Genomic DNA, 24,428 nt, shown 5'->3' on the forward strand with positions numbered 1-24,428 from the left:
AGTCCCTTACGCAACCTAGTGTGGACCAATGTTCCGGGTCAGCGGGATTTCCACGTGGTGGTCGTCACCACCGGGTCGTGCTACCGGGCCACCACGGCTACGGCAGGATGAGATTCATGACTGTGGGGACGTTGGTGCTGCTGCGGCACGGCGAGAGCGAGTGGAACGCCAAGAACCTCTTCACCGGTTGGGTCGACGTCGACCTGAACGCCAAGGGTGAGGCCGAGGCCCGGCGCGGCGGCGAGCTGCTGCGCGATCATGACCTGCTGCCCGACGTGGTGCACACCAGCGTGCTGCGCCGTGCCATCCGCACCGCCGAGCTGGCGCTGCACGCCGCCGACCGGCACTGGATCGCGGTGCGTCGCTCGTGGCGGCTCAACGAACGGCACTACGGCGCGCTCCAGGGCAAGAACAAGAAGGAGACCCTGGAGGCGTACGGCGAGGAGCAGTTCACCATCTGGCGGCGCTCCTACGACACCCCACCGCCGCCGATCGAGGCGGACAGCGAGTGGTCGCAGACCGACGACCCGCGCTACTTCGCTCTGCCGCCCGAGCTGGCGCCGCGCACCGAGTGCCTCAAGGACGTGGTGGAGCGGATGCTGCCGTACTGGTACGACTCGATCGTGCCGGACCTGCTCGCCGGCCGCACGGTGCTGGTCGCGGCGCACGGCAACTCGCTGCGCGGGCTGGTGAAGCATCTGGACGGGATCTCCGACGAGGCGATCGCCAAGCTCAACATCCCGACCGGTATCCCGCTGCGCTACGACCTCGACCCGCAGCTGCGTCCGATCACCACGGGCGGCAGCTACCTCGACCCGGAGGCGGCCAAGGAGGCTGCCGCGGCGGTGGCGAACCAGGGTCGCTGAACGCCCGGAACGACGGCGGGCGGTGCCGATCGGCACCGCCCGCCGCTCTATGTACCGGGTCGTAGGTGGTCGACCCGGATCAGTACGGGTGCTCCCCGGTGACCAGGTAGTGCACGTGGCGGCCGGCGTTCACCGCGTGGTCGGCGTACCGCTCGTAGAACCGGCCGAGCAGCGCGCCGTCGATCGCGGTCTCGACGCCGTACGGCCACGCGTCGTCGAGCAGCGTGCTGAAGAGGTTGCGGTGCAGCTGGTCCATGACGTCGTCGTCGCGCTCCAGCTCGACGGCCCGGTCGGCGTCGGGCTTCGACAGCACGTTGGCGATCTTGTTGGCGATCCCGTCGGCGACCTCGGCCATCGACACGAAGATCGGCCGCAGCTCGGCGGGAACGGCCGGCGACGGGTGCCGGCGCAGCGCCGTCTTCGCCACGTGGTCCGCGAGGTCGCCCATCCGCTCCAGGTCCGCGGCCACGTGCAGTGCGGTGACGACCGTACGCAGGTCGGTGGCTACCGGCGCCTGCCGGGCGAGCAGGTCGGAGACCCGGGCCTCGACCTGCGAGTAGAGGCTGTCGATCTCGGCGTCCCGGGCGATCACCGCCTCCGCCGCGGCCCGGTCGGCCGCGAGCAGTGCCCGGGTGGCGTTACGCATGGCGGCGCGTACGGCCTCTGCCATGTCCACCAGCAGCTGGCTGACGGTGTGCAGGTCGGCGCGGAACTCCTCGCGCATGATCACGTCCCTGTGCGTCGGGGCCGGCCGCGCGGATGTGCGTGGCGGCAGTCGGGTGGGCCGGGCCAACCGTAGGTGAACGCGGCGGCGACGGAGTGAACAGCGGTGAACGACGCCGGGCGGGACAGTGAATATTCTCCGAAGTGGCTGTGATTCGTCCCGTTATGCGAGGTCAAAAGGTTAACAGTGACCCTACGATCGCCTCGTGGATTGGGCGGTCGTGGCCAGTATTGCCGGCGCAGCGGTGGCCGGCATGGTGGCCGGGCTCACCGTTCTACCGATTATCCAACGTGCCTGGAAACGCCACCGGACTCCCCGCCGGCCCGGCCGACCGGGCCAGTCGACCCTGGGGAGGGCTCAGATCGGCACCGACCAGCAGGCCGCGCTGACCGGGCTCGGCCGCAAGAGTCTCGATTCGCTGCGGGTCGGCGTGGTCGTGCTCGACGTCGACGACGTACCGGTCCTGATCAACCCGGCCGCCCGGGCGATGGGACTGCTGCGGGTCGGACCGACACAGGGCACCGTCGCCGTCCACCCGATCATCCGTACCCTCGCCGGCCAGGTACGCCGTACCGGCGTACGGCGCGAGGTCGAACTCGACCTGCCCCGGGGGCGCGAAGGCGCCCAGGAGCCGCTCGGCGTACACCTGCGCGCGGTTGGCCTCGGCGCCAACTACGTCGCCGTCGAAGCCTCCGACGTCACCGAGGCGCACCGGGTCAGCCGGGTACGGCGGGACTTCGTCGCCAACGTCAGCCACGAGCTGAAGACCCCGATCGGCGCCCTCCAGCTGCTCTCCGAGGCGCTGCTGGACGCCACCGAGGCCGCCGAGTCCGCCGACGCCCACGGCATCGCCGAGGACGTCGCCGCTGCCCGCCGGTTCGCCGAGCGGATCCACCACGAGTCGACCCGGCTCGGCCGGCTTGTCAACGAGCTGCTCGAACTCACCCGCCTCCAGGGTGCCGAGCCGCTGCCCGCGCCCGAGCCGGTCGCGCTCGAATGGGTGGTCGCCGAAGTGGTCGACCGGACCCGGACGGCCGCCGCGGCCCGGCAGATCGAGGTGGCGGTCGAGGGCGACCGCCGGCTCACCGTCTACGGAAGCGACACCCAGGTCGCGACGGCGCTGTCGAACCTGGTCGAGAACGCCATCGCCTACTCCGGGGAGCAGACCCGGGTCACCATCACCATCAGCCAGTCCGACGGCTACGTGGAGATGGCCGTCAGTGACCAGGGGGTCGGCATCGCCCCGCACGAGGTCGAACGGATCTTCGAGCGGTTCTACCGGGCCGACCAGGCCCGCTCCCGCGCCACCGGCGGCACCGGCCTCGGGCTGGCCATCGTGAAGCACATCGCGAGCAACCATGGTGGGCGGGTCGACGTGGCGAGCACTCTGGGAGGAGGCTCGACGTTCACGCTCCGGCTACCGTCGAGCCCGCCCGACGCGGTCCTCCCGCTACCACCATCGCTTGAGATCGACAACGGTCCGGCCGAGCTCCGGCAGGCCTGACGACCAGGAAAGGAAAGTCCCGTGGCCCGCGTACTCGTGGTCGAGGACGAGGAGTCGTTCTCCGACGCCCTGTCCTACATGCTGCGCAAAGAGGGATTCGAGGTGTCGGTCGCGGCGACCGGCCCGACCGCGCTGACCGAATTCGACCGCACCGGTGCCGACATCGTGCTGCTCGACCTGATGCTGCCTGAGATGTCCGGCACCGAGGTGTGCCGCCAACTGCGGCAGCGGTCGCACGTGCCGATCATCATGGTCACCGCCCGGGACAGCGAGATCGACAAGGTCGTCGGACTGGAGATCGGCGCCGACGACTACGTCACCAAGCCGTACTCGCCGCGTGAACTCGTCGCCCGGGTCCGGGCCGTACTGCGCCGGCACAGCCCGGAGACCACCGACGTGGCGACCCCCACGCTGTCCGCCGGTCCGGTCCGGATGGACATCGAGCGCCACGTGGTGACCGTCGACGGCGCGGCCGTGCAGCTGCCGCTCAAGGAGTTCGAGCTGCTGGAGCTGCTGCTGCGCAACGCGGGTCGGGTGCTCACCCGCGGCCAGCTGATCGACCGGGTGTGGGGGGCCGACTACGTCGGCGACACCAAGACCCTCGACGTGCACGTCAAGCGGCTGCGCTCCAAGGTCGAGCCGGAGCCGTCCGCACCCCGCTACATCGTCACCGTCCGGGGCCTGGGCTACAAGTTCGAGCCGTGACCGGCGACGCTGATCTGAGCGTCAGATACCTTTCCGGGCCCGGATAAGGTCACTGTCGCTCAGATCGACAAGCGCCCACGACGGGCGGGTGGGTGACATTGGTCCAGGTAGAATTGGACGTCGTCCCCGCCGGAGACGGACGGTGCGCGGTGCAACTCCATCTCCTGTAAAGGACACCCCGTACGACCTGTGATCCCGTCGTAGGGGAGTTCCGATGCGAGCGGTATCAGGACCTGCCGACACGGACCATCGCCGTCTTCAGCAGATGCTGGACAGGTTGGTCGCCGTCGGCGGCGTGGGGCGTTGGCGGAGTTCCGGGTCGGGGACCGGGTCTGGCACGGCTCCAGTGGCTCTGCCGAACTGCGTGGCACTCTTCCCGTCGATGCCGGCGGCTGGTTCCGCATCGGGAGTGTGACCAAGACGTTCACGGCGACGGTCATCCTCCAACTCGTCGGAGAGCGGCGGATCAGACTGGACGATCCCGTCGAGCGGTGGCTTCCCGGGCTGGTTCCCGACGGCGACGGCATCACCCTGCGACAGTTGCTCGACTTCACCAGCGGATTGCACAACTACACCGACGATCTCGACCTCGCCGAGGTCGCCCGGGACCGGTTCCGGCGGTGGACCCCGCAGGAGATAGTGGCCCGGGCCACCAGGCATGCGCCCCGATTCGCGCCCGGAACGTCGCGGGCGTACTGCAACACCAGCTACATCCTGCTCGGCATGGTCATCGCGAAGGTCACCGGCGCCACCTACGACACGGAAGTCGAGCGCCGTGTGCTGCGACCACTCGGCATACGTCGGACCCTGGTCCCGGGCGCCGCCGACGTCCTTCCCGAACCGCACGCCCACGGCTACCTCGTGATCGGCGGCCGACCGCTCGATGTCGCCGCGTACGACGCGTCCCATGCCGGGGCCGCGGGCGGGATGGTCTCGACGGCGGGCGATCTCAACCGCTTCTTCCGGGCGCTGCTGACCGGGGAGTTGCTTCGCCCGGCCGAGATGCGGCTCATGCAGACCGTGGTGCCCACGACCGCGCCGACCGTCGGCGGTGGCCTGGGTATCGCCCGGGTGACGCTTCCGAACGGGGCGGCGGTCTGGGGCAAGGACGGCGGCACCTTCGGCTATTACACGTTCTCGTTCCACACCGCCCAGGCGTACCGTCAGCTCACGGTCTCCGTCACCGACCTGACCGGCGCCCGAACCCGCACCCATGAACTGCTCGCCGGCATCGCGGAGGTGTTCGGCCCCGAGGTCCCTGCTGCCGCAGACCTGGCGCCGGGTCGCGTCACGGGGTGACGACGCCGCGGGAGTGCCGGCCCAGTTCGGAAATGTGGGTCAAGCCGCGCTGGGACCGTTGTCGGCCAGGAACGTCCGGCGTCCGTCCAGATAGGGCTCGATGTCATGGACCCGGCACAGTTCGACCGAAGCAGGATCGACACCGTGCGCCTTCAAGGTGATGCGGTGCCCGCTGCAGAGGGTGTCCGCAATCCATCCGCCCGCGTGCTGCCATACAGAGAAGTGTTGCGGTTCGCCCTCGACGGCGATGACTGCCTCTCCGGGCGTCTCCGCCTGAAGCTCCCGCTCGATCCGGTTGAAGATGTCCTCGGTACGCGGCGGCTCCAACTCGTGGCGGATTTCCCGGCGCCGGTCGAGTGTGGCGTTCGCTCCGTCCTGCTTGCTGACCATCACCTCGATCCTCGGCCCTGAGCCAGGGAAAGCACCGAAGCCGAGTCCCGCCATCTCGAGCACGTCGTTCCACACCATCCAGTTGCTGACCATTCGGCTGCCGGTCCAGTTGGCTAGCCCGTAAAGGGGAAGTTCGTGGGCGGTGGCCCGAATGCGCTCGATCTGTTCGTCGGCGCGAGCCTGAAACTGCTGTGGATTGAGCTTTTCGGGAAGGGTCACCGTCGCTCCTTTGCCCTGCTGGCAATCGGATGTACTGCCAGTAATCGGACCGTACGTCGGAGGAGTCTACCACTCATCGGCCTTGGTTATTGAAGATCTTGAGGGTTGAGTCGCTCGTCCGATGGTCGCTCGGTCAACGGGAGCACTCCGGGTGGCCGAATGGCGGCGCTCCGGGTCCCTCGCCGAGGGGTCCGAAACGCCGCCACATTCACTGTCAGGTTATGTATTCAGTGGTCGAGGGGCCGAGCGAGTAGCAGATCGTGCCGTCCTGGAGGAGGACGTACGAGTAGAACGGGATGCCGGCGGTGGCCAGGCTGGGAGTCAGGTGCAGGATTCGCGTCGAGCTCCACGTCCAGGTTCCGCTCGGCGCCCCATAGCCCGTCTGCTGGCTGCTGCCGCCCGCGTCGGTAATGTTGACCCGCCAGTTGATGTCCCAGATTCCGGGCCAGTCGAGTCGCACCGTAAAGCCGGTTCCCAGGTCGGCGTTTCCGCTCCCCATTGCGAGGAGTCTGACCCAGGAGAGCCCACAGGTGCCGTCCTCGGCGTCGTATCCGAGAGTGCCGTAGTCGCCGTCAGGGGGAAGTATGGCGCCGGTGGGTGCCGTCACTCCCTTACTCACACTCTCGGCCAGTTCCTTTCGGACGGATGTGCGGGACCCGTCCGGCAGGGTGACGATCGCATATCCGTTCTTGGCTGCGACCTCCGCGTCGAAGCCGGCGACTTCCAAGCCCTTGGAGGTGGTCGCCGACCCTCTGTCTGCGATGCCGGGGGAAGCCTGGGCGGCCGGCGATGCTGCAAATGCAGTCAGGAGGGCGACGCTTGTGGCGATGAAGACGGTCAATGCGCGCCTTGCTGATCGCGTGGCCCTGCTTTGGTGCTCTTTCGGCATTTCTCCCCGCTTTCTCTGCTGGGCCGAGTTGCCCTTGTGCAGATAAACAAAGATTAGAATCAATGCCTATCGATGTCAAGCAAGGTGTGTTTGGTTTTCAGATTCGGGATTAGCAAGACAGGTTTACAGACCTGTTGCGATCCATGAAGCAATTCGCAAGTGACGGAGTTGGCGAATGTCGATGTTGAAGTTTCTTCTTGGCGGCCCGCCCGATGAGCGATTCAGGCGGAGCGCGACGCGGCAGGCTCTTCCTCGCCCAGCCCCGAACCGGGCTCGCTCGAACCGCGCATGTCCGCCGTCGGGGAGGCTTCGTGGTCGGGCGATGCCGGATGTGGTGCCACCATCCCGCGCGCCAGTCGGGCCGCACACAGTTCGGCCAGCTTCGAGTACGCCGCCGACCCGATCAACGCGGTCAGTTCAGGCTGGTAGGAGACGTACATCGGCTCGGTGCCCACGTGCGCCTCCGGCGACGACGTGCACCACCAGTCCAGGTCGTGGCCGCCCGCGCCCCAGCCCCGCCGGTCGAACTCGGTCAGCGTCGACACCAGCACCCGGGATCCGTCCGGTCGCTTGGTCCAGTCCTGGTCCCGGCGGACCGGCAACTGCCAGCACACGTCCGGCTTGTACTCCAGCGGATGGGCGCCGTCGCGCAGCGCCTGGGCGTGCAGCGCGCAACCGCCGCCGCCGGGAAAGTCGGCGTCGTTGAGGAAGACGCACGGACCCTCGTCGTCCTGGGTGGCGGTGCGCCGGGCCGGGTTCTCGCCGTCGACGGTGTCCATCTCGGTGTACTTCTCGAACCCACGCCGATAATGCTGCCAAGTCTGCGGAGTAAGCCGCTTTGCGGCTTTCCGGACCCGTTTCTCGTCGTCGGAGTCGGTGAAGAACGCGCCGTGCGAACAGCAGCCGTCCGCCTCCCGACCGGCGATGATGCCGTGACAGGCCTTGCCGAACACGCAGGTCCAGCGGGACAGCAACCAGGTCAGGTCGGCCCGCACGAGGTGCTTGGGATCGGCGGGGTCGAAGAACTCCACCCACTCCCGGGGGAAGTCGAGTTCGACCTCCAGGCTGCGGGGGTCAGCGGGTTCGTCGACCAGGACACGCAGCAGTTTTCGGCTTGCCATCCGGCCAGCGTACGCCCGGTGTGGCCGGCCGACCGGCCGGCACCGCGGATCCGGGGCCTAGTGTCTTGTCCATGCGACTGGGTGTGCTCGACGTCGGATCCAACACCGTGCATCTGCTGGTCGTGGACGCGCACCGGGGTGCGCATCCGTGGCCGGCGTACTCGGAGAAGGCCGTGCTGCGGCTGGCCGAGCAGATCGGTGCCGACGGGGCGCTCACCCGCGCCGGCGAGGACGCGCTGGTCGCCGCCACCGCCGACGCGCGCGCCGCCGCGCTCCGGTTGGGCGCCCACGACCTGCTCGCCTTCGCCACGTCCGCGGTCCGCGACGCCACCAACTCGGTGGCGGTCCTCGACCGGGTACGCCAGGAGACCGGCGTCGACCTGCGGGTGCTCTCCGGCGCCGACGAGGCCCGAATGACGTTCCTCGCCGTACGGCGCTGGTTCGGCTGGTCGGCGGGGCGGCTGCTGGTGCTCGACATCGGCGGCGGGTCGCTGGAGTTGGCGGCCGGCATCGACGAGGACCCGGACCAGGCGATGTCGCTGCCACTGGGCGCCGGTCGGCTGACCCGCGAGTGGCTCAAGGTCGATCCCGACACCGCCGCGCCGCCGCCGGTCCGGGTCGTCGAAGATCTCCGGGAGTACGTCGACTCGGCGCTGGACCCGGTCGTGGCCCGGCTCGGCGGGGTCGGCTGGGAGCGGCCGGTCGCCACCTCCAAGACCTTCCGCACCCTGGCCAGGCTGACCGGGGCGGCTCCCTCGGCGGTCGGGCTGTGGGCGCCGCGCCGGCTGTCACTGACCGGGCTGCGGCAGGTGATCGGCTTCATCCAGCACATTCCGCCCGGCAAACTGTCCGAACTGGAGGGCGTGAGTGCGAGCCGGGCGCACCAGTTGCTGGCCGGGGCGGTGGTGGCGGAGGCCGCCATGCGCCGGCTGGGTGTCGAGGTCCTGGACATCTGCCCGTGGGCGCTGCGCGAGGGTGTGATCCTCCGCCATCTCGACCATCTCGGGACGGCGTGAGGCGGTAGGTTAAGGCCGATTTGCGGCTCCTTGTCCGTGGCTGACGCGCGTCATGGAGCTACCCTGACAATCGTGACCTCCCGCGTTCCCGTACTCCTGTCCAGCTCCTCGGTGTTTCCCGAGCCGACCGCCGCGGCGTTCGAGATGGCCGCGTCGCTCGGCTACGACGGCGTCGAGGTGATGGTCTGGACCGACGCGGTCAGCCAGGACGCCGGAGCCCTGCGCGGCCTGGCCGCCCACTACGGGGTGCCCGTCCTCTCGGTGCACGCCCCGTGCCTGCTGGTCACCCAGCGGGTGTGGAGCCCCGACCCGTGGGAGCGGCTGCGCCGGGCGGCCGTGCTCGCCGAGACCCTCGGGGCGCCGACCGTCGTCGTGCACCCGCCGTTCACCTGGCAGCGCGAGTACGCCCGGACGTTCACCGCCGGCCTGAACCGCCTGGTCAGCAAGCACCCCGACGTCCGGTTCGCCGTCGAGAACATGTACCCGGTGCGGATGGCCGGCCGGGAGTTCGTCCCCTACCAGCCCGGCTGGGACCCGACCGACACCGGTTACGACTCCTACACCCTCGACCTGTCGCACTGCGCCGCGTCACACACCGACGCGCTGCGGATGGCCGACGCGATGGGGCCCAACCTCGCCCACGTCCACCTCGGCGACGGCACCGGCGAGGGCCGGGACGAGCACCTTGTGCCCGGCCGGGGCAACCAGCCGTGCGGTCCACTGCTGGCGTCGCTGGCCGGGCGGGGCTTCACCGGATCCGTCGCCGTCGAGGTGGCGACCCGGGGGGCGAAGAGCAGGGCGATCCGCGAGGACGACCTGCGTGCCTCGCTCGAGTTCGCCCGGCAGCACCTGGCCAGCGCGAACCCGTCCACGCCGGCGACCCGGGTCGACGCGTGACCGGTCAGCTCACCGGACTGAGCTGCTTCTCCTCGACCGCGGCCCGCTTGCGGGCCCGGTGCGCGGCGACGTGCGACCGCGTCGCGCACCGCTCGGAGCAGAACCGGCGGCAGCAGTTCGACGACGTGTCCAGGTAGACGTTGCCGCACCGGTCGTCGGCGCAGACCCCGAACCGTGCGCTGCCGTATTCGCACAACCACACCGAAAGGCCCCAGACCGCGCCGGCCAGGTATTCCGCGCTCACCGAGGCGCCGCGACTGCTGGCGTGCATGTGCCAGTCGCTGGAGTCGTGACCGGAGATGCGCGGCTGCACCGGGAACGCCTCGAGCAGGGCGTTGAGTTCGACGACCGCCTCGCTGTCCCGCCCTGTGGTGCCGTACTCGAACACGTCCCGTAGCCGCTTCTGGGCGCGCCGGAAGATGGCCACGTCGCGCTCGGCCACCTCGTCGCGCATCCACACGTTCTCGTCGGTGAACAGCGATCTCAGGTCGTCTACGCCGTCCAGCGACGTGTTGACGAGGTCAACCGCGGTCCTGGCGTACGCGTCGAAATTCACTCGACAACCGTAGACGACTCACGCACCCTTCGGCGCGGACACGTAGTGGGGCAGGAACCGCGCGTAGCCGTCGGTGATGAGGCTGGTGCTCTCCCGTAGTCCGGCTCCGGCCGATTCGCCCCCTACGACCCAGCTTCCCAGCACCAACCGGTTGCCGTCGAACGACGGCAGGGCGCGGAACTCCTGGTAGCACCAGCCCTCGTCGCCGTAGATGCCCGGATTGGTGATCTCCTCGGCCGGCGTGACGATCCGTACCGAGGCGCCCTCCCGCCCGAGCAGCGGCTTGACCACGTACTCGGTCATCCCGCGCGGCGAGTCGAGGTAGGCGGGCAGCAGGTAGGGATGCCCGGGGTAGAGCTCCCACAGCACCGCCAACAGCGCCTTGTTGGAGAGCAGGAGCTTCCACGCCGGCTCGATCCAGGTCGTCGGGGTGCCCGGGGCGAGGGCCAGCGGGCCGTACGGCTCGGCCAGCATCCACTCCCACGGATAGAGCTTGAAGCAGGTGGTGACCGGGGTGTCGGCGGCGTCGCGGAAGCGCCGCCCGTCCCAGCCGATCTCCCGCATCGGGATCAGTTCGGTCAGCAGCCCGGCCTGGTGCGCCGTCTCGGCCAGGTAGCCGGCCGTCATGTGGTCCTCGCCGGTCTCCTCCTCGTCGGACCAGGCGACGTGTAGCAGCGGGTCGTGCAGGTCGGCGCCGATCCGCCGCCATGCCCCGACCAGCGCCTCGTGGATGCCGTTCCACTGGTCGTGCGCGGCGCGGGTGTCCTCCAGCCAGTACCACTGGGTGATCGCCGCCTCGACCAGCGCGGTGGGCGTGTCGGCGTTGTACTCCAGCAGCTTCGGCGGCCACGAGCCGTCGTACCAGAGATCGAACCGGCCGTACAGGGTCGGCGGCCGCTCCCGGAGCGACCGGGCGACCGCGTCGGCCGCCCAGTCCGGGATGCCGAACTCGGCGAATCGCCGGCGGTCGACGACGTGCTGCGCGGCGGCCACCGCCATCCGGTGCAGTTCGTCCGTCGCCTCCTCCAGCCGCAGCACCTCGTCGAGTTCCAGCCGGTAACAGGCTGTCTCGTCCCAGTACGACATCAGACCGCCGTCGGGCAGCTCGGTGTCGATGTAGACCAGGCCCTGGGCGCGTACGGTCGTGTCCCAGTCCGGCCGGGGGGTCGACGCCTCCCGGCGCACCGTCAGCCGCCGCAGGAGGCGAGATGGGTGCCGAACCCGCCGCGCTCCGGCACGGCCGCGGTGCCCCGCTGCTCGCTGCCGACGGTCTTCGACACCGGGTTCTGCAACGCCATCGCCACCGCGCCGCCGCCACCGACCGGGCCCATCGCGCAGTCGTCGTCATCGTCTGAGTCGCAGGCGGTCAACGTCAGCGCGAGCGCGGTCAGCGCCCCCAGCTGGACGCTGGCCGACCGCAGTCGGCGGCGGGGTGTCTTGTGCACGCGTCAGTTGTAACGCATCGACGCAAGTCGCCCCGATCGGCTATCCTGCCTGGTCGCGGCAGCCACCTGCGGTGGCGGGCGCTACGCTGCCGTCATGCTCCGTTCGGTCATCCTCGCCGCCTCCCGGTCATCCCGGGTGGAGCGGCTCGTCGAGACGGCACCGTTCACTCGGGATGTCGTCCGCCGGTTCGTCGCCGGCACCGCAACTGACGACGCCCTTCGTGCCACCCAGGAACTGGTCACGAACGGGCTGTCGGTGACTCTCGACCATCTCGGCGAGGACACCGTCACCGCAGAGCAGGCCGTCGCCGTACGCGACGAGTACCTGGCCCTGCTGGCGGCCCTGTCGGCGGGCGAACTGACCCCGGCGGCGGAGGTGAGTCTCAAGCTCTCGGCCATCGGGCAGAAGTTCGACGAGAAGTTCGCCTACGACAACGCCCGGGCGATCTGCGCCGCCGCGAGCGAGGCCGGTACGACGGTGACGCTGGACATGGAGGACCACACCACCACCGACTCCACGCTGGAGATCCTCGCCCAGCTGCGCGCGGACTTCCCGACGACCGGTGCGGTGCTCCAGGCCTACCTGCGCCGTACCGAGTCGGACTGCCGCGAGCTGGCGTCGGCCGGATCCCGGGTACGGCTGTGCAAGGGTGCCTACCGGGAGCCGGAGTCGGTCGCCTACCAGGCGGCGAACGACGTCGACAAGTCCTATGTGCGGTGCATGAACATCCTGATGTCCGGTGAGGGCTACCCGATGCTCGCCACCCACGACCCGCGGCTGATCGCGATCGCCGAGGACCGGGCCCGCTGGTTCGACCGTTCGCCCGACACGTTCGAGTTCCAGCTTCTCTACGGCATCCGGCCCGAGGAGCAGGCGCGGCTGAGCGCCGACGGCTACACGGTCCGCGTCTACGTGCCGTACGGCGACGAGTGGTACGGCTACCTGATGCGCCGGCTCGCCGAACGCCCGGCCAACATGGCGTTCTTCGCCCGCGCGCTGGTGTCGAAGAAGTAGCGGCGGCGTGGCGTCGATCCGGCCTCGGCTGAACGGCCGATCCCGCTCCCGGGTGGCTGACCGTACCGTCCGGCCGTGATCGACGGGGAGAGCGCGCCGCCGGGCCCGACGGGTGGCCATCCGGTCTGGGCGGGAGGTCCACCGCCCGGTCCCGTGCCGCCGCACGCCCCGGCGCCGCGCCGCCGGTGGCCACTGTGGGCGGGGCTCGGCCTGGTTCTCACCGTGGTGCTCTGCTCCGCGACGGTCGTACTCGGCGTACAGGTGCTGGACCGGTTGCCGGCCGGCGCGGACCCGTCCGCCGCGGCCACCGGCCCGGCACCGAGTCCGCGCCCCGGCGACCCGCTCGCGACGACGCAGGCGTGGCTGCGGCAGCGGATCGGCGCGCTGCTCGACCAGCAGGCCGGAGCGCTGCTGCGCGGCGACGAGGCGGGCTGGCTCGCGGTGGCCGACCAGGACGCCGCACCACTGGTCGCCGACCTGAAACGCCGGTACGCGGCCCTGCGCGCGATGCAGGTGACCACCTGGCGTCCCACCGTGACCAGCCTGCCGATGCGGCTGGAGGAGGACGGCCGGGTCGAGTGGCGGGTGCCGGTCACGGTCGAGCACTGCTTCGTCGTACCGCAGTGCCGGACCGGGCCGGCCGATCTGAGTACCCGCTGGGCCGACGCGGACGGGCGCCCGGTCCTGGTGGCGATCGAGCCGACCCAGGCGACACCCGCCGGTCCCCGCCCGTGGGAGGTCAGCGAACTCGTCGTGCAGGTCGGCGCGCGGACCATCGTGGCGACCACCCCCGACCAGCGGTCCCGGCTTCCCGAACTGCTCAGCGAGTCGGAGCGGGCGGCCGCCGTCGCCGACCGCTTCGCCGTCGGCGGCAACCCGCCGGACCGGTACCGGATCTTCTATGCCGGCGAGCCGGAGTGGAACCGCTGGTACGGCGGCGGACGTCCGGAGTGGACGGCCGGGTACGTCGTGCCGGTCGGCGGTGACCACTACGAGGTCGTGCTCAACGCCAAGGACCTGCACAGCAGCGTGCTCGACGACCTGCTGCGGCACGAGTTGACCCACGTCGCGTCGCTCCCCGGCGAGGGGCACTCCGACGGCAGCCAGTGGTGGCTGGTCGAGGGGCTCGCCGACTACGCCGCGGCCGCCGGCCGTCCGGTGAGCCGCTACAGCAGCCTGGAGGACGTCCGGCGGCTGGTGGCGCAGGGATCGTGGACCGGGCAGCTGGCGGAAACCGAGCCGCGCGCGTCGGCCGACGCCTGGGAGGTCAGCGCCCGGTACGGGATCGGCTACCTGGCCGTACGGCACCTTGTGGACCGGTTCGGCGAGGAGCGGACGCTCGCCTTCTACCGGGCGGTGGTGATCGACCGGCGGTCCGTGGAGGACGCCTCGGCGGAGGTTCTGGGGGCACCGTGGGCCGGTCTGCACGACGCCTGTGTGGCCTACATCCGCGGCGTGGTCGGCTGACCGGGTAGCGGTCCGGCCCGCGGCGCGACTGTTTCGCCGATCATCCGGCCCGGCGGCTGTGAGCCGGGCGGTCCGGCCTGAGATAGTGGATCCCGCTCCCAGCGCGGAGTCCCGGCCGCGTCCGGAAGCGGCTCGGGACACCCGTCCGGTGGCTTCGGTGGCGCCGCCGGAGCCGCCGGGCGCCGCATCCTCCGGGCGGTCCTGTCGGACGCCGGTTTCCGGGCTTCGCAAAGGCTGCCCGAACGGGTCCGCTGCTGCCCTGACGGGTGATTGTGGGGCGGCCGGACGGTCGGCCGGCGTGGCGACTTGACTGACCTGGGCGAAATGGGCGAATGGCGCCCGCTGTCACAGTCGCCCCGCTACCGTACTGGTAACACGCGCGTGTCGTCGCGGCGCGGAAGGATCCCACCGCGCGGCGCGTGCCGGGGATGGATGGGTTGGTGAGCCATGGCGGGATCACCACAGGAGGGCCGGCTGCCGGAGGTCAGGTTTCTGACCGTCGCCGAGGTGGCGACGCTCATGCGGGTCTCCAAGATGACGGTCTACCGGCTGGTGCACTCCGGCGAGCTGGCCGCCGTACGGGTGGGCCGGTCGTTCCGGGTGCCCGAGCACGCGGTGCACGAGTACCTCCGCGGCGCCTTCCGGGAGTCGGCGTAGCGGCGTGTGCCGGGGGTTCGGCGGCCACGCCGCGACCGCTGTCCATGGGGCCGCGTTGGCCCTGCACAGCCGTGCGGGCTACCCTGGACCGCGACCGTGACCCCAGTCAGGTGCAGGCATGCGCGGAGCGCATCCGGACGGCTCCGCACGCGGAGCACGCCCGGGCGGCCGTGCCACCCACAGGACGGGTCCGGTTCGCTGTCCAGTTCGGATGCCGGCATCACGTCCCCGTGACGTCCGGACCGACCCGCACGTTTTTTGGAAGGGCTGTCGTATGGGCTCGGTGGTCAAGAAGCGCCGCAAGCGCATGGCTAAGAAGAAGCACCGCAAGCTGCTGCGCAAGACCCGCGTCCAGCGTCGCCGCCTCGGCAAGTGACCGCGGCCGGGCTCCGGCCCGGCCCGCGTTGATCGGTCGACCTTCGGAGGCCCGGATGGAGAGGTCGCGGCGGTGTCCTCCCGACCCGTGCCAACCGGTCGGGATGGCACCGTGACCGCCGACCCGTCCACCGGTGCCCCGAAGGTCGTCGTCGTCACCGGCACCAGCCGGTATCTCGGCGCCCACGTCGCGGCCCGGCTCGCCGACGATCCCCGGATCGGGCGGGTCGTCGGGCTCGACGTCCACGACCCCGCGCCGGGCGTCCTGCCGGCCACCGGCTCGGTCGAACACGTCCGCGCCGACGCCGGCACGGTGGGCAGCATCATCGCCGACCTCGACGCCGAGGCGGTCGTGCACCTCTCCCTGGTGACGGCGCCCGACCCGCAGCACGGCGGTCGGCCCGGCATGAAAGAGCAGAACGTCATCGGCACGATGCAACTGCTCGCCGCCTGCCAACGCGCCGCGCGCCTGCGCAAGATCGTCGTACGGTCGTCCACGGCCGCGTACGGCGCGTCGTTCCGCGATCCGGCGGTCTTCACCGAGGACACCGAGCCGCGCCAGGTGCCCCGGGGCGGGTTCGCCCGCGACATCCTCGACATCGAGGGTTACGTACGCGGGTTCCGGCGGCGGCGTTCCGACGTCACGGCGACCGTGCTGCGCTTCGCGCCGTTCATCGGCTCGACCGCCGACACCACGCTGACCCGCTACTTCGCCCAGCCGCTGGTGCCGACCGTGCTCGGCCGCGACCCGCGGCTGCAGTTCGTGCACTTCGACGACGCGCTCGAGGTGCTGCACCGGTCGGTGGTCGAGACGCACCCGGGCACGTTCAACGTCGCCGGACCGGGCGTGCTCGCCCTGTCCCAGGCGATCCGGCGCGCCGGGCGGGTCGCCGTACCGATCGTCGAACCGGGGCTGTCCGGCGCGGCCAGCGTCGCCCGGCTGATGGGTTTCGGCCGCTACGGCCTGGACCAGCTCGACCTGTTCGTGCACGGCCGGGTCGTCGACACCAGCCGGCTGATCCGGGAGTACGACTTCACACCCCGCTCGACCGCCGAGGCGTTCGAGGATTTCATCGTCGGACACGCCGGCGGCACCGTGGTCACTCCCGCCCAACTCGCCATCGCCGAGCAGGCGATCCTCGACGGGATCCGTCAGGTGCGCACCGAGGTGCTGGGTGACCGGGCGCCCACCGGCGTGACCGACCGGCCGGCGGCTAAAGCGGCCGGCGAGGAGCAGGCATGACCAGCGAACAGTCGACCGCCGCCGAACGGGCGGCGCGGAACGGCCACGTACCGCCGCCGGTCGACCCGGCGGTCACCGACGAGCCGCACGACATCTGGGACCACCGGGTTGCCGCCGGCCTCGCCTTCCTGCGGCGCCGCCTGTCCGGCCAGTACGAGGTCGACGAGTTCGGCTTCGACGCCGAACTGGCCGACCAGGTGTTCCACCCGGTGCTGCGGGTGCTCTACCGCGACTGGTTCCGTACCGAGGTCTTCGGCATCGACAACCTGCCGCTCAAGGGCGCCGGGCTGGTCGTCGGCAACCACTCGGGCACCCTGGCGCTGGACGCGCTGATGCTCGCCGCCGCGCTGCACGACAAGCACCCCGAACACCGCCACCTGCGGCTGCTCGGCGCCGACCTGGTCTTCCGCATGCCGGTGCTGTCGGAGCTGGCCCGCAAGGCCGGCAGCACGGTCGCCTGCAATCCCGACGCCGAGCGGCTGCTCGGCACCGGCGAACTCGTCGGCGTCTTCCCGGAAGGCTTCAAAGGCGTCGGCAAGCTCTACGCCGACCGCTACAAGCTCCAGCGGTTCGGCCGCGGCGGCTTCGTCTCGGCGGCGCTCCGCACCGGTACGCCGATCATCCCGGCCGCCATCGTCGGCGCCGAGGAGATCTATCCGATGCTGGCCGACATCAAGCCGCTGGCCCGGCTGCTCAAGCTGCCGTACTTCCCGGTCACGCCGACCTTTCCGTGGCTGGGGCCGCTGGGCATCGTGCCGCTGCCCAGCAAGTGGCTGATCGAGTTCTGCCCGCCGATCCCGACCGAGCACCTGGTCGACCACGCCGACGACCCCCTGGTCGTGTTCAACCTCGCCGACCAGGTGCGCGAGACGATCCAGCAGACCCTGCACGAGCTGCTCGAGCGTCGTCCCGACCCGTTCGGCCGCTGATCGGGTACGCCGGTTCGTCAGGTGAGGGTGCGCAGGTCGAGCGAGTGCCAGGTCGCCGTCTCGTTGTCGCCGGTCGACCACCACAGCACCCCGTCACGGCACTGCACCATGCCGACGCCCTCGGCCACCACCACGGTCTGCCGGTCGCGCTCGTCGTAGAGCATCAGGCGCTGGCTGGCGACGGCCACGTCGGGGGCCCCGGCCAGCGACAACACCTCGAACCGGTCGAGCAACGCGACGTCGATGACGGCGGCGGCGGTCATTCCGCCGGCAACCTGCCGGCGGTCGGACCCGTCGGGACGGACCAGGTCGATCCGGGCCGGCTCGGCACCGGGCAGGACGAGCATCCGGCACCATGCCGGGCTGCAGGTGACCACCTCGTCGGCGGTCGCTTCCACCTCGAGCACCTGCCGGGCGGCGAGGTCGTGCAGCCGTACCGGACCGTTCTGGCCGCTGCCCGCGCTGACCAGCCACGGCCGGGCGGACATCGCCCAGGTGCCGGGTTCGGTACGGACCTGGACCGGACCCCCGGAGAGCGGTACGGAGCGCAGTTCGGTGGCGGCCTCGGCGCCCGGTGCGACCGCCGCCCAGTGCAGTACGCCGGCGTCGAGCACCATGTCGTACTGGGAGTTGAAGAAGACGACGTCCCCGCTGTCGGTCGTCACCCGGCGGGCCGGTGCCGTCGCCGCGACGCCGGCCGTCCACATCTCGGTGCGGCCCAGGCCGTCGTCGTCGGCGACGGTCTCGGCCCAGGCCACCTGGCCGTCGGCCACGGTGAAGCCGGTGAACTGCGGGATCAGGTCCATCGGCAGCCGGCGCAGTTCGCGTATCGCCCCGTCGGCGGACCGGGCGAGCAGGCGCAGCGCGGTCCCGTCCGGGGTCGGCGCCGTGCCCAGCGTGGCCCGTACGTCGAGATAGTGCACCGGGCTGTAGGCGGACCCGTCGGGCAGGGCGGCGGGGAAGTCGGCGCGTTCCGCGGCCGGCCAGCGTGACTCGACGGTCGGGGCCGCACCGGCCGGTGGCCCGGCGTCGACCGCCGGCAGGGCGAGCAGCAGTCCGGCCGCGCCCAGCGCGGTGACCAGGCCGACCGTGTCCCGCAGCCGACGGGGCCGGCGGGCGGTGGACGGCGCGGCGGCCGACTCCGGAAGGGCGCTGCGGGTCACCGGTCGCGCCAGCGGCGGTGTACGGCGCGACCGGCCGTGACCGCTCCGATCACGAGGCCGGCCGCGACCGTGGACGGGATCGCGATCCGCGCGGCCCGACGTCCGGTGCGGAAGTCGTGGATCTCCCAGCCACGGGTCCGGGCCTCCACCCGCAGCGCGCTGTCCGGGTTGACGGCGACCCCGTTTCCGACCGCCGACAGCATCGGGATGTCGTTGGCCGAGTCGCTGTAGGCGGTACAGCGGCTCAGTTCGAGCCCTTCGACGGCCGCGAGTTGGCTGACCGCGTCGGCCTTGGCCGGGCCGTGCATGAGTTCACCGGCGAGCCGTCCGGTGTATGCGCCGTCGTGGATCTCGGCGACGGTGCCGATCGCGCCGGTGAGTCCGAGACGGCGGGCGATGACCCGACCGATCTCGACCGGTGCCGCGCTGACCAGCCATACCCGCTGTCCGGCGGCCAGGTGGGCCGCCGCGAGTGCCCGGCTCCCGGCCCAGATCCGGGGCGCCATCAACTCGTCGAAGATCTCCTCGGTGAGACGCTCGATGTCCTCGACGCGCCAGCCCTCGACGAAGGCGAGTGCCGCCTCCCGGGCCTGCGACATGTCCCCGGCGTGCTCGGTGGCGAGCACCCGGAACCGCATCTGCTGCCAGGCGAAGCGGGCCAGGTCGCCGGTGGTGAAGTATCTGCGGGCGGCCAGCCCGCGGGCGAACCAGTAGATGGAGGCGCCCTGCATCATCGTGTTGTCGATGTCGAAGAACGCGGCGGCGGCGGGGTCGGGTCGGTCGGCGACGCCGGTCCCGAGACCGGTGGTGGCCCAACCGGTGGTGTGGCCCTCCGCGTCCGTGCTGACCGTACGGGAAACCGGGGCGCGGCCTCTGCGGGCGGGACGGATGCGGGCCACGCGCGGACCTCCTTGCGCCGTCGGTACCGGAATGCCTGACCTCAGCGAGGGTATCCGGCCGGCCTGACAACGCACGGGGCTCCGACCATGGCGCAGGTCGGAGCCCGGAATCATGCGGGATCGATCAGTTGAGGATGCCGTCGAGCAGCCGGCCCAGCCCACCCAGCAGACCGCCGTCGCCGTTGTCGGTCGGCGTCGGGCTGGGCGTGTCCGACGGGGAGGTGCTCGGGGCGGGGGCCGGGCTGCCGCTGGGCGTCGTGGACGGGTTGGCCTCGACGGTGGGTGTGGTGTCCACGGATCGGCTGGTCGTTGGTGCCGGTCCGCCCCGGTTGGCCGTACCGGCCTCGCTCGCGGCGGGGCCCGGCCCGGGCGTCGACGCGGCGCAGGTGCCGGGCAGTGGCCCGAGGGCGTCGCTGCCGGTGGGTGCGGCGCCACAGGCCAGGGCGGCCCGTAGCCGGTCGGTACGCGCCTCGACGGAGTCGAGCAGGGCCAGCGACGCGGTGGCGCGTTCCCGGTCACCCGCCGGTCGCCCGTCGAGCATTCCGGTGACGCCGCCCCGCTGGCTCTCGACGAAGGTGGTGATCGCGTCGAGCGCGGTGGCGCCGGTGCGCCCGGTCGACGCGGTGGTCAGCAGTTTGACGCCCTCGCGGGTGTCGGCGTCCATGTCGTCGAGCACCGCGGCGAAGCCGGCGTTGTCGCCGCGTACGGCGCCGGCTTCGGTGAGCCGGGTGCGGGCGAAGTCGAGGAAGAGTTGGCCACGGCTGAGGTCGGAGCCGGTCAGTGCCAGCTGGGCCCGTTCGGTCGACCTCTTCATGCCGTAGAGGGCGTCGCCGGGCAGAGCGTCCACACTGGCGGCCGAGATGCCGGAGACCGCGACGGCGCCGACGGCGACGCCGATGACGATGGCGCCCCTGGTGCGGGCCCGCCGGCCGTTGAGCGCGGGTCGGAACAGCCGCCACCGGGCGCGGGCCGGTTCGGCCGGTTCCGGGGCCGCGGTCGCCCCGATGCCCTCGCGTTCCGCGGTCGCGACGAGCATCGCCCGTAGCCCGCTGCGGAAGTCGGGATCGACCTCGGCGGCCGGGGTGGCGCTCGGTAGTCGGTGGCCGATGGCGACCAACTCGGCGAGATCACGGTCGTCGGTCGACCGGACGTGCTGGCGACGGCCGCCGTTTGCTTCTTCGAGCAGTTGCGCGAAGCGCTCGGCGCGCCGGCGGTGGAACACGGTCGTATTCACCGCGGGCACCTCCCTTCGCTGGTCACGGCTAGGAGATCGGCCCCGTCGCCGACCGGTGCGACCACGGTTCCGGCCCGGACCAGCACAGCCGTCACCGGATGCCGTGCCCGGCCCGCCCCTTGTGAGGGGATGCGAGGGTCACCACCGGTCGCACCCGGACAAACGCCCGACGGGGTCGGGCGGTTACGGGTCGAGCCGAAGAATAACTACGATGCGTGAGCGACGTCACCCGGTCCTCCGTGGACCCGGACCGGTCGGTCACGGTTGGAACCCGTCGGGCAGCAGCCGGGCCAGGGCGCGTACGGCGCGATATTGCAGAGCTTTGATGGCGCCTTCGTTCTTGCCCATCGCCTTCGCGGTCTCCGCAACGGAGAAACCCTGTAGGAAGCGGAGCACGATGCACTCCTGCTGTTCCGGGTTCAACTGCTTGACGGCGGTCAGCAGGGCGACGTTGGTGATGTGGTCGACCACCGCCGCCTCGGGGCTGCCCTCCGGCCCGCGGTCCTCACGGTCGGCATCCAGAACGTCACCCGTAGTGACTTCCAGGCGGTAGCGGCCGGACTTGAAGTGGTCGGCCACCAGGTTGCGGGCGATCGTCACCAGCCAGGCGCCGAGGTCGCGGCCCTGCCACGTGAAGCTGCCGATCCGCTTGAGGGCCCGCAGGAACGTGTCGGAGGTGAGATCCTCCGCGAGTTGACGGTTGCCGACCCGGAAGTAGACGAAGCGGAAGACGGTGTCGACGTACCGGTCGTAGATCAGCCCGAACGCCTCGGCCTCGCCGGCCTGCGCCCGCTCGACGAGCTTCCACACCTCGGTGGCCGGGTCGGACGGGTCGGGCCGACTCGGATAGCCCGGGGTGGGCCGCCGCTGCCGGCCGACTTCTCGGTGGCCGGTACGGCCGGGATGACGACCGTGTCGGTGGCCGAGACCGCCGGGATGACCACGGTGTCGGTCGCCGGCACGGCCGGGATGACCGCGGTGTCGGTGTCCGTGCCGCCGGGGCGCAGTCCCGCGTCGGCCGGGCCGGGCTGGGCCGGCATGGTGGGTCGGGCCGGCGCGGCGACGCGCCCGCCGACGGCCTTCGAGTTGCCGCCCGACGGCGTGTGCCGACCGGGTGCCTCGTTGGCGTGCGGTCGGTTACGGGTGCGTTTGGTGCTCCCGTCGCCGCGTACGGCGAGGCTCAGCATGCTGCCCATCTCCAGCCGCAGTCTGGTGAGCCCCTCGTTGAGGGCGCTGCGGGCCGCCAGGACCTCCCGGCTGACCAGCCCGTCGGCGTAGACGTATCCGCTCACCGGTTCTCCTCCGCCCACCCGGACACGGGTTCGGACGTCGGGCCGTACGGCAACCGCGACTCGGCACCCGGCACGAAAGTGTGTCCGCTCGGGCCGATGTGGCCCGTCGCGGTGTCGCCGGGGCGACACACGTCGTTGAGGTGCTGGTGCAGTGCTTTACCGGGCACTGAGGCCTCCTCAGGCTGAGGGGTGTCGACTCACGGCAAAACGGGTGGGTCAACCCTGGTGATGATAGGGCCAACGTCACCGATGCGTGCGGAGTCCGTTACGCAGAGCCGAAGTATTTACTGGCGGTGGATCAACTCGTCGCACAAAGTGTGCGGCGTCGACAAATTGATGCTTTTCTGCCGGAGGCCTGTGAGCAGGGCAAACGTGGAGACACGCCGGTAGGTGGCACGCGGTTTGGCGTGCCACCGCTGCTTCTGGTATTTGCTGTCCGTGACGTCGGCATCACTCGGATGAGTGGTGGTCCGGACCTGTCGGGGTGATCGTCCCGCGGGTGGAACCGTCGAGTCGATCAGTCCCATGCACGGTACCGGGCGGTCCGGCCGGCGTCGAACCCGCCCCCGCCCCCGGCCAGCGCACCGGCTCCGACGTCGGCCCCGCCCCAGCTGTCCATCGACCGTCGGGCGTAGTCGGGACGGGTGGCACTGTGCCAGACTCAGCGACCGTGCAGGAACCAGCCAGCACCCCAGATCCCGTCGTCGCGCGACCCGGCGGCACCCTCGCCGAACGCGTACGCCGGGCCGCCGCAGGCGGCCCCGAACGTCCCGCGCTCGTCTGGCGCGACCAGACGATCACCTGGGGCGACCTCGACGCCCGTATCGACACCGTCACCGCGGCCCTGACCCGCCTCACCCCACCGGCGCCCGGCGGCCCGCCCCCACGCGTCGCCATCGCCCTGCCCAACTCGCCGGAATTCGTCGTCTGCTACTTCGCCGCCCTGCGCGCCGGCCGGATCGCGGTACCGCTGAATCCCGCGTTCACCGCCCGCGAACTGCGGCACGTGCTCGCCGACTCCGGAGCCGCCCTGCTGATCTGCACCGAACAGATCCGGGAACTCGTCGACGGCGTCCGCGCCGAGCTGCCCGCGCTCACCGGCGTACACACCGGACCCCCGCCGGTCCCGGACGGTGCGGCATCCATCCTGACCGGGCCGACCGGGCGCGACGAGGTGGCCGTACTGCTGTACACCTCCGGGACCGAGGGGCAGCCGAAGGGCGCCATGCTCACCCACCGGGCGCTGATGGCCAACCACGAACAGGTCGCCCGGATCCGGCCCGCCGTCGTCGGCACCGACGACCGGCTGCTGCTCGCGCTGCCGCTCTTCCACGCCTACGGCCTCAACACCGGCCTCGGCGCCGTCGCCTACCACGCCGCGTGCGGTGTGCTGCTCGACCGCTTCGAGCCGGCCGAGGCGCTGACGGCCATCACCCGGCACCGGGTGAGCGGGGTCGTCGGCGTGCCCTCGATGTTCGCCGGCTGGGCCGAGCAGCCCGACCTTCGGGCGGCCATGACCTCGGTCCGGGTCGCGGTCTGCGGCGCCGCGCCGCTCGACCCGGCCACCGCGGCGCGGTTCACCGCCGCCGCCGGACGACCGGCGTTCGTCGGGTACGGCCTCACCGAAACCGCCCCCGTGCTCACCACCACGCTGTCCAGCCCGGCACCGAAGGGCGGCTCGATCGGGCAGCCGATCCCCGGGGTCGAACTTCGCCTGGTCGGGCCGGACGGGGCCGACCTGTGGCGCGACGGCGCCGCCGAGGCCGGTGAGGAGGACGACCTCACCGTCGAGTACGGCTCGCCCGGCACCGATCCGGGCGAGATCGTCGTACGGGGCGCCAACCTCTTCTCCGGCTACTGGCCCGACGGGCGCGACGGTCCCGACCGCGACGGCTGGTGGGCGACCGGCGACGTCGCGTACGCCGACGCCGACGGCGACCTCTTCCTCGTCGACCGGCTCGGCGAGTTGATCATCGTCAACGGCTTCAACGTCTATCCGCACGAGGTCGAGCTCGTGCTCGACGCCCACCCCGACGTCGCCGAGTCGGCGGTGCTCGGCGTGCCGCACCCCACCGCGGGACAGACCGTCGCGGCGTACGTGGTCCGCCGCCCCGGCGGCGCCGTCACCGCCGCCGAACTGGGCCGGCACTGCGCGGCCCGGCTGGCCCGCTTCAAGTGCCCCGCCACGCTGGAGTTCGTCGACGAGCTGCCACACTCGGCGATCGGAAAGGTCCGCAAGACCATGCTGAGATCGGAGTACGCCGGTGGCTGAGGCACGCCTGACCCTGATCACCCGTCCCGGCTGTCACCTGTGCGAGGACGCCAAGGCCGCCGTCGACCGGGTGGTGGCGGTCACCGGCGACCGCTGGGTCGAGGTCGACGTCACCGGCGACCTCGAACTCGAACGCGACTACGGCGACCGGCTCCCCGTCGTGCTGCTCGACGGCCGCGAACACGGCTACTGGCGGGTCGAGGAGGAACGGCTGCTCGGCGACCTGCGCCGGTCCCGGCCGGCTGAGTAGG

General features: G+C 71.2%; 24 protein-coding genes and 2 pseudogenes. 14 read left to right on the top strand and 12 right to left on the bottom strand.

The genetic code is table 11. From position 1 onward, the window contains the following. Window positions 1–107 precede the first annotated feature (107 nt). Complete coding sequence (locus tag Prubr_RS15435; protein WP_343221652.1) at window positions 108–866, top strand: phosphoglyceromutase; 759 nt, start codon at window positions 108–110, stop codon at window positions 864–866. 79 nt (window positions 867–945) lie between these two features. On the opposite strand, the gene phoU is transcribed toward Prubr_RS15435, so the two are convergent. Continuing rightward, the gene (gene phoU, locus Prubr_RS15440) at window positions 946–1,590 is read right to left on the bottom strand and encodes a phosphate signaling complex protein PhoU (RefSeq protein ID WP_212826054.1); all 645 of its coding nucleotides are present in this window, start codon (window positions 1,588–1,590) and stop codon (window positions 946–948) included. A gap of 253 nt (window positions 1,591–1,843) precedes the next feature. On the opposite strand from phoU, the gene Prubr_RS15445 reads away from it, so the two are divergent. The 3 genes from Prubr_RS15445 (at window position 1,844) to Prubr_RS15455 (ending at window position 5,098) form a co-directional block, all read left to right on the top strand. After that, window positions 1,844–3,094, top strand: coding sequence for a sensor histidine kinase (locus Prubr_RS15445; protein WP_212828080.1), 1,251 nt, complete (start codon window positions 1,844–1,846; stop codon window positions 3,092–3,094). A 21-nt stretch (window positions 3,095–3,115) separates the two neighbouring features. Further along, window positions 3,116–3,799 carry a response regulator transcription factor gene (locus Prubr_RS15450; protein ID WP_212826056.1) on the top strand — a complete coding sequence of 228 codons (684 nt, stop codon included), beginning with the start codon at window positions 3,116–3,118 and terminating at the stop codon, window positions 3,797–3,799. Between the two features lie 225 nt (window positions 3,800–4,024). Beyond that, entirely contained in the window at window positions 4,025–5,098 is a 1,074-nt protein-coding gene (locus tag Prubr_RS15455; RefSeq protein WP_281425945.1) for a serine hydrolase domain-containing protein, read from the top strand. Between the two features lie 39 nt (window positions 5,099–5,137). On the opposite strand, the gene Prubr_RS15460 is transcribed toward Prubr_RS15455, so the two are convergent. The 3 genes from Prubr_RS15460 to Prubr_RS15470 all read right to left on the bottom strand — a co-directional run bounded on the left by Prubr_RS15460 (window position 5,138) and on the right by Prubr_RS15470 (window position 7,717). Continuing rightward, on the bottom strand, window positions 5,138–5,707 hold the full coding sequence (locus Prubr_RS15460; RefSeq protein WP_212826060.1) for a hypothetical protein: 570 nt from the start codon (window positions 5,705–5,707) through the stop codon (window positions 5,138–5,140). A gap of 214 nt (window positions 5,708–5,921) precedes the next feature. Beyond that, window positions 5,922–6,548, bottom strand: a complete 627-nt coding sequence (locus Prubr_RS15465) for a hypothetical protein (protein ID WP_212826062.1) — start codon at window positions 6,546–6,548, stop codon at window positions 5,922–5,924. Between the two features lie 269 nt (window positions 6,549–6,817). Beyond that, entirely contained in the window at window positions 6,818–7,717 is a 900-nt protein-coding gene (locus tag Prubr_RS15470; RefSeq protein ID WP_246568716.1) for a DUF3109 family protein, read from the bottom strand. Between the two features lie 71 nt (window positions 7,718–7,788). Between Prubr_RS15470 and Prubr_RS15475 the strand changes: the two genes are divergently transcribed. Next, window positions 7,789–8,733 (top strand): Ppx/GppA phosphatase family protein, encoded by a 945-nt coding sequence (locus tag Prubr_RS15475; RefSeq protein ID WP_212826064.1) that lies wholly within the window; start codon window positions 7,789–7,791, stop codon window positions 8,731–8,733. Window positions 8,734–8,805: 72 nt separating this feature from the next. Further along, complete coding sequence (locus tag Prubr_RS15480; RefSeq protein ID WP_212826066.1) at window positions 8,806–9,630, top strand: sugar phosphate isomerase/epimerase family protein; 825 nt, start codon at window positions 8,806–8,808, stop codon at window positions 9,628–9,630. A gap of 4 nt (window positions 9,631–9,634) precedes the next feature. On the opposite strand, the gene Prubr_RS15485 is transcribed toward Prubr_RS15480, so the two are convergent. The 3 genes from Prubr_RS15485 to Prubr_RS15495 are packed head-to-tail and all read right to left on the bottom strand — an operon-like array spanning window position 9,635 to window position 11,631. Continuing rightward, window positions 9,635–10,186, bottom strand: a complete 552-nt coding sequence (locus Prubr_RS15485; RefSeq protein WP_212826068.1) for a CGNR zinc finger domain-containing protein — start codon at window positions 10,184–10,186, stop codon at window positions 9,635–9,637. An 18-nt stretch (window positions 10,187–10,204) separates the two neighbouring features. Next, window positions 10,205–11,371 (bottom strand): glutathionylspermidine synthase family protein, encoded by a 1,167-nt coding sequence (locus Prubr_RS15490; RefSeq protein ID WP_212826070.1) that lies wholly within the window; start codon window positions 11,369–11,371, stop codon window positions 10,205–10,207. Between the two features lie 2 nt (window positions 11,372–11,373). Beyond that, the gene (locus Prubr_RS15495) at window positions 11,374–11,631 is read right to left on the bottom strand and encodes a hypothetical protein (RefSeq protein ID WP_246568718.1); all 258 of its coding nucleotides are present in this window, start codon (window positions 11,629–11,631) and stop codon (window positions 11,374–11,376) included. A 94-nt stretch (window positions 11,632–11,725) separates the two neighbouring features. On the opposite strand from Prubr_RS15495, the gene Prubr_RS15500 reads away from it, so the two are divergent. The 6 genes from Prubr_RS15500 (at window position 11,726) to Prubr_RS15525 (ending at window position 17,317) form a co-directional block, all read left to right on the top strand. Next, window positions 11,726–12,646: a proline dehydrogenase family protein gene (locus tag Prubr_RS15500; RefSeq protein WP_212826072.1), complete on the top strand. Its 921-nt coding sequence runs from the start codon at window positions 11,726–11,728 to the stop codon at window positions 12,644–12,646. Between the two features lie 75 nt (window positions 12,647–12,721). Then, window positions 12,722–14,113, top strand: a complete 1,392-nt coding sequence (locus Prubr_RS15505; RefSeq protein ID WP_246568720.1) for a basic secretory family protein — start codon at window positions 12,722–12,724, stop codon at window positions 14,111–14,113. Window positions 14,114–14,560: 447 nt separating this feature from the next. Next, complete coding sequence (locus tag Prubr_RS15510; protein ID WP_212826074.1) at window positions 14,561–14,770, top strand: helix-turn-helix domain-containing protein; 210 nt, start codon at window positions 14,561–14,563, stop codon at window positions 14,768–14,770. 274 nt (window positions 14,771–15,044) lie between these two features. Next, window positions 15,045–15,146, top strand: coding sequence for a 30S ribosomal protein bS22 (locus tag Prubr_RS15515; protein ID WP_007465623.1), 102 nt, complete (start codon window positions 15,045–15,047; stop codon window positions 15,144–15,146). Between the two features lie 111 nt (window positions 15,147–15,257). Continuing rightward, on the top strand, window positions 15,258–16,388 hold the full coding sequence (locus Prubr_RS15520; RefSeq protein WP_212826076.1) for an NAD-dependent epimerase/dehydratase family protein: 1,131 nt from the start codon (window positions 15,258–15,260) through the stop codon (window positions 16,386–16,388). Beyond that, window positions 16,385–17,317, top strand: coding sequence for a lysophospholipid acyltransferase family protein (locus Prubr_RS15525; protein WP_212826078.1), 933 nt, complete (start codon window positions 16,385–16,387; stop codon window positions 17,315–17,317). The genes Prubr_RS15520 and Prubr_RS15525 overlap by 4 nt, the downstream gene beginning before the upstream one ends. 17 nt (window positions 17,318–17,334) lie before the next feature. On the opposite strand, the gene Prubr_RS15530 is transcribed toward Prubr_RS15525, so the two are convergent. The 5 genes and pseudogenes from Prubr_RS15530 to Prubr_RS15550 all read right to left on the bottom strand — a co-directional run bounded on the left by Prubr_RS15530 (window position 17,335) and on the right by Prubr_RS15550 (window position 22,072). Continuing rightward, window positions 17,335–18,480: a hypothetical protein gene (locus tag Prubr_RS15530; protein ID WP_212826080.1), complete on the bottom strand. Its 1,146-nt coding sequence runs from the start codon at window positions 18,478–18,480 to the stop codon at window positions 17,335–17,337. Next, window positions 18,477–19,454 (bottom strand): HAD family hydrolase, encoded by a 978-nt coding sequence (locus tag Prubr_RS15535; protein WP_425518021.1) that lies wholly within the window; start codon window positions 19,452–19,454, stop codon window positions 18,477–18,479. Before Prubr_RS15535 ends, Prubr_RS15530 begins: the two co-directional genes overlap by 4 nt. A gap of 298 nt (window positions 19,455–19,752) precedes the next feature. Then, a pseudogene (locus Prubr_RS15540) lies at window positions 19,753–20,613 on the bottom strand (DUF5667 domain-containing protein); the annotation flags it as partial. Between the two features lie 258 nt (window positions 20,614–20,871). Beyond that, a pseudogene (locus Prubr_RS15545) lies at window positions 20,872–21,905 on the bottom strand (ECF subfamily RNA polymerase sigma factor, BldN family). Beyond that, window positions 21,902–22,072, bottom strand: coding sequence for a hypothetical protein (locus Prubr_RS15550; RefSeq protein ID WP_212826086.1), 171 nt, complete (start codon window positions 22,070–22,072; stop codon window positions 21,902–21,904). The pseudogene Prubr_RS15545 and the gene Prubr_RS15550 overlap by 4 nt, the downstream one beginning before the upstream one ends. 503 nt (window positions 22,073–22,575) lie before the next feature. On the opposite strand from Prubr_RS15550, the gene Prubr_RS15555 reads away from it, so the two are divergent. Both Prubr_RS15555 and Prubr_RS15560 read left to right on the top strand, forming a co-directional pair. Beyond that, on the top strand, window positions 22,576–24,177 hold the full coding sequence (locus Prubr_RS15555) for an AMP-binding protein (RefSeq protein ID WP_246568723.1): 1,602 nt from the start codon (window positions 22,576–22,578) through the stop codon (window positions 24,175–24,177). After that, window positions 24,170–24,427 carry a glutaredoxin family protein gene (locus Prubr_RS15560; protein WP_212826090.1) on the top strand — a complete coding sequence of 86 codons (258 nt, stop codon included), beginning with the start codon at window positions 24,170–24,172 and terminating at the stop codon, window positions 24,425–24,427. The genes Prubr_RS15555 and Prubr_RS15560 overlap by 8 nt, the downstream gene beginning before the upstream one ends. Window position 24,428: the final 1 nt, after the last annotated feature.

The organism is Polymorphospora rubra (assembly GCF_018324255.1).
In the GTDB taxonomy this organism is placed as follows: Bacteria; Actinomycetota; Actinomycetes; order Mycobacteriales; family Micromonosporaceae; genus Polymorphospora; species Polymorphospora rubra.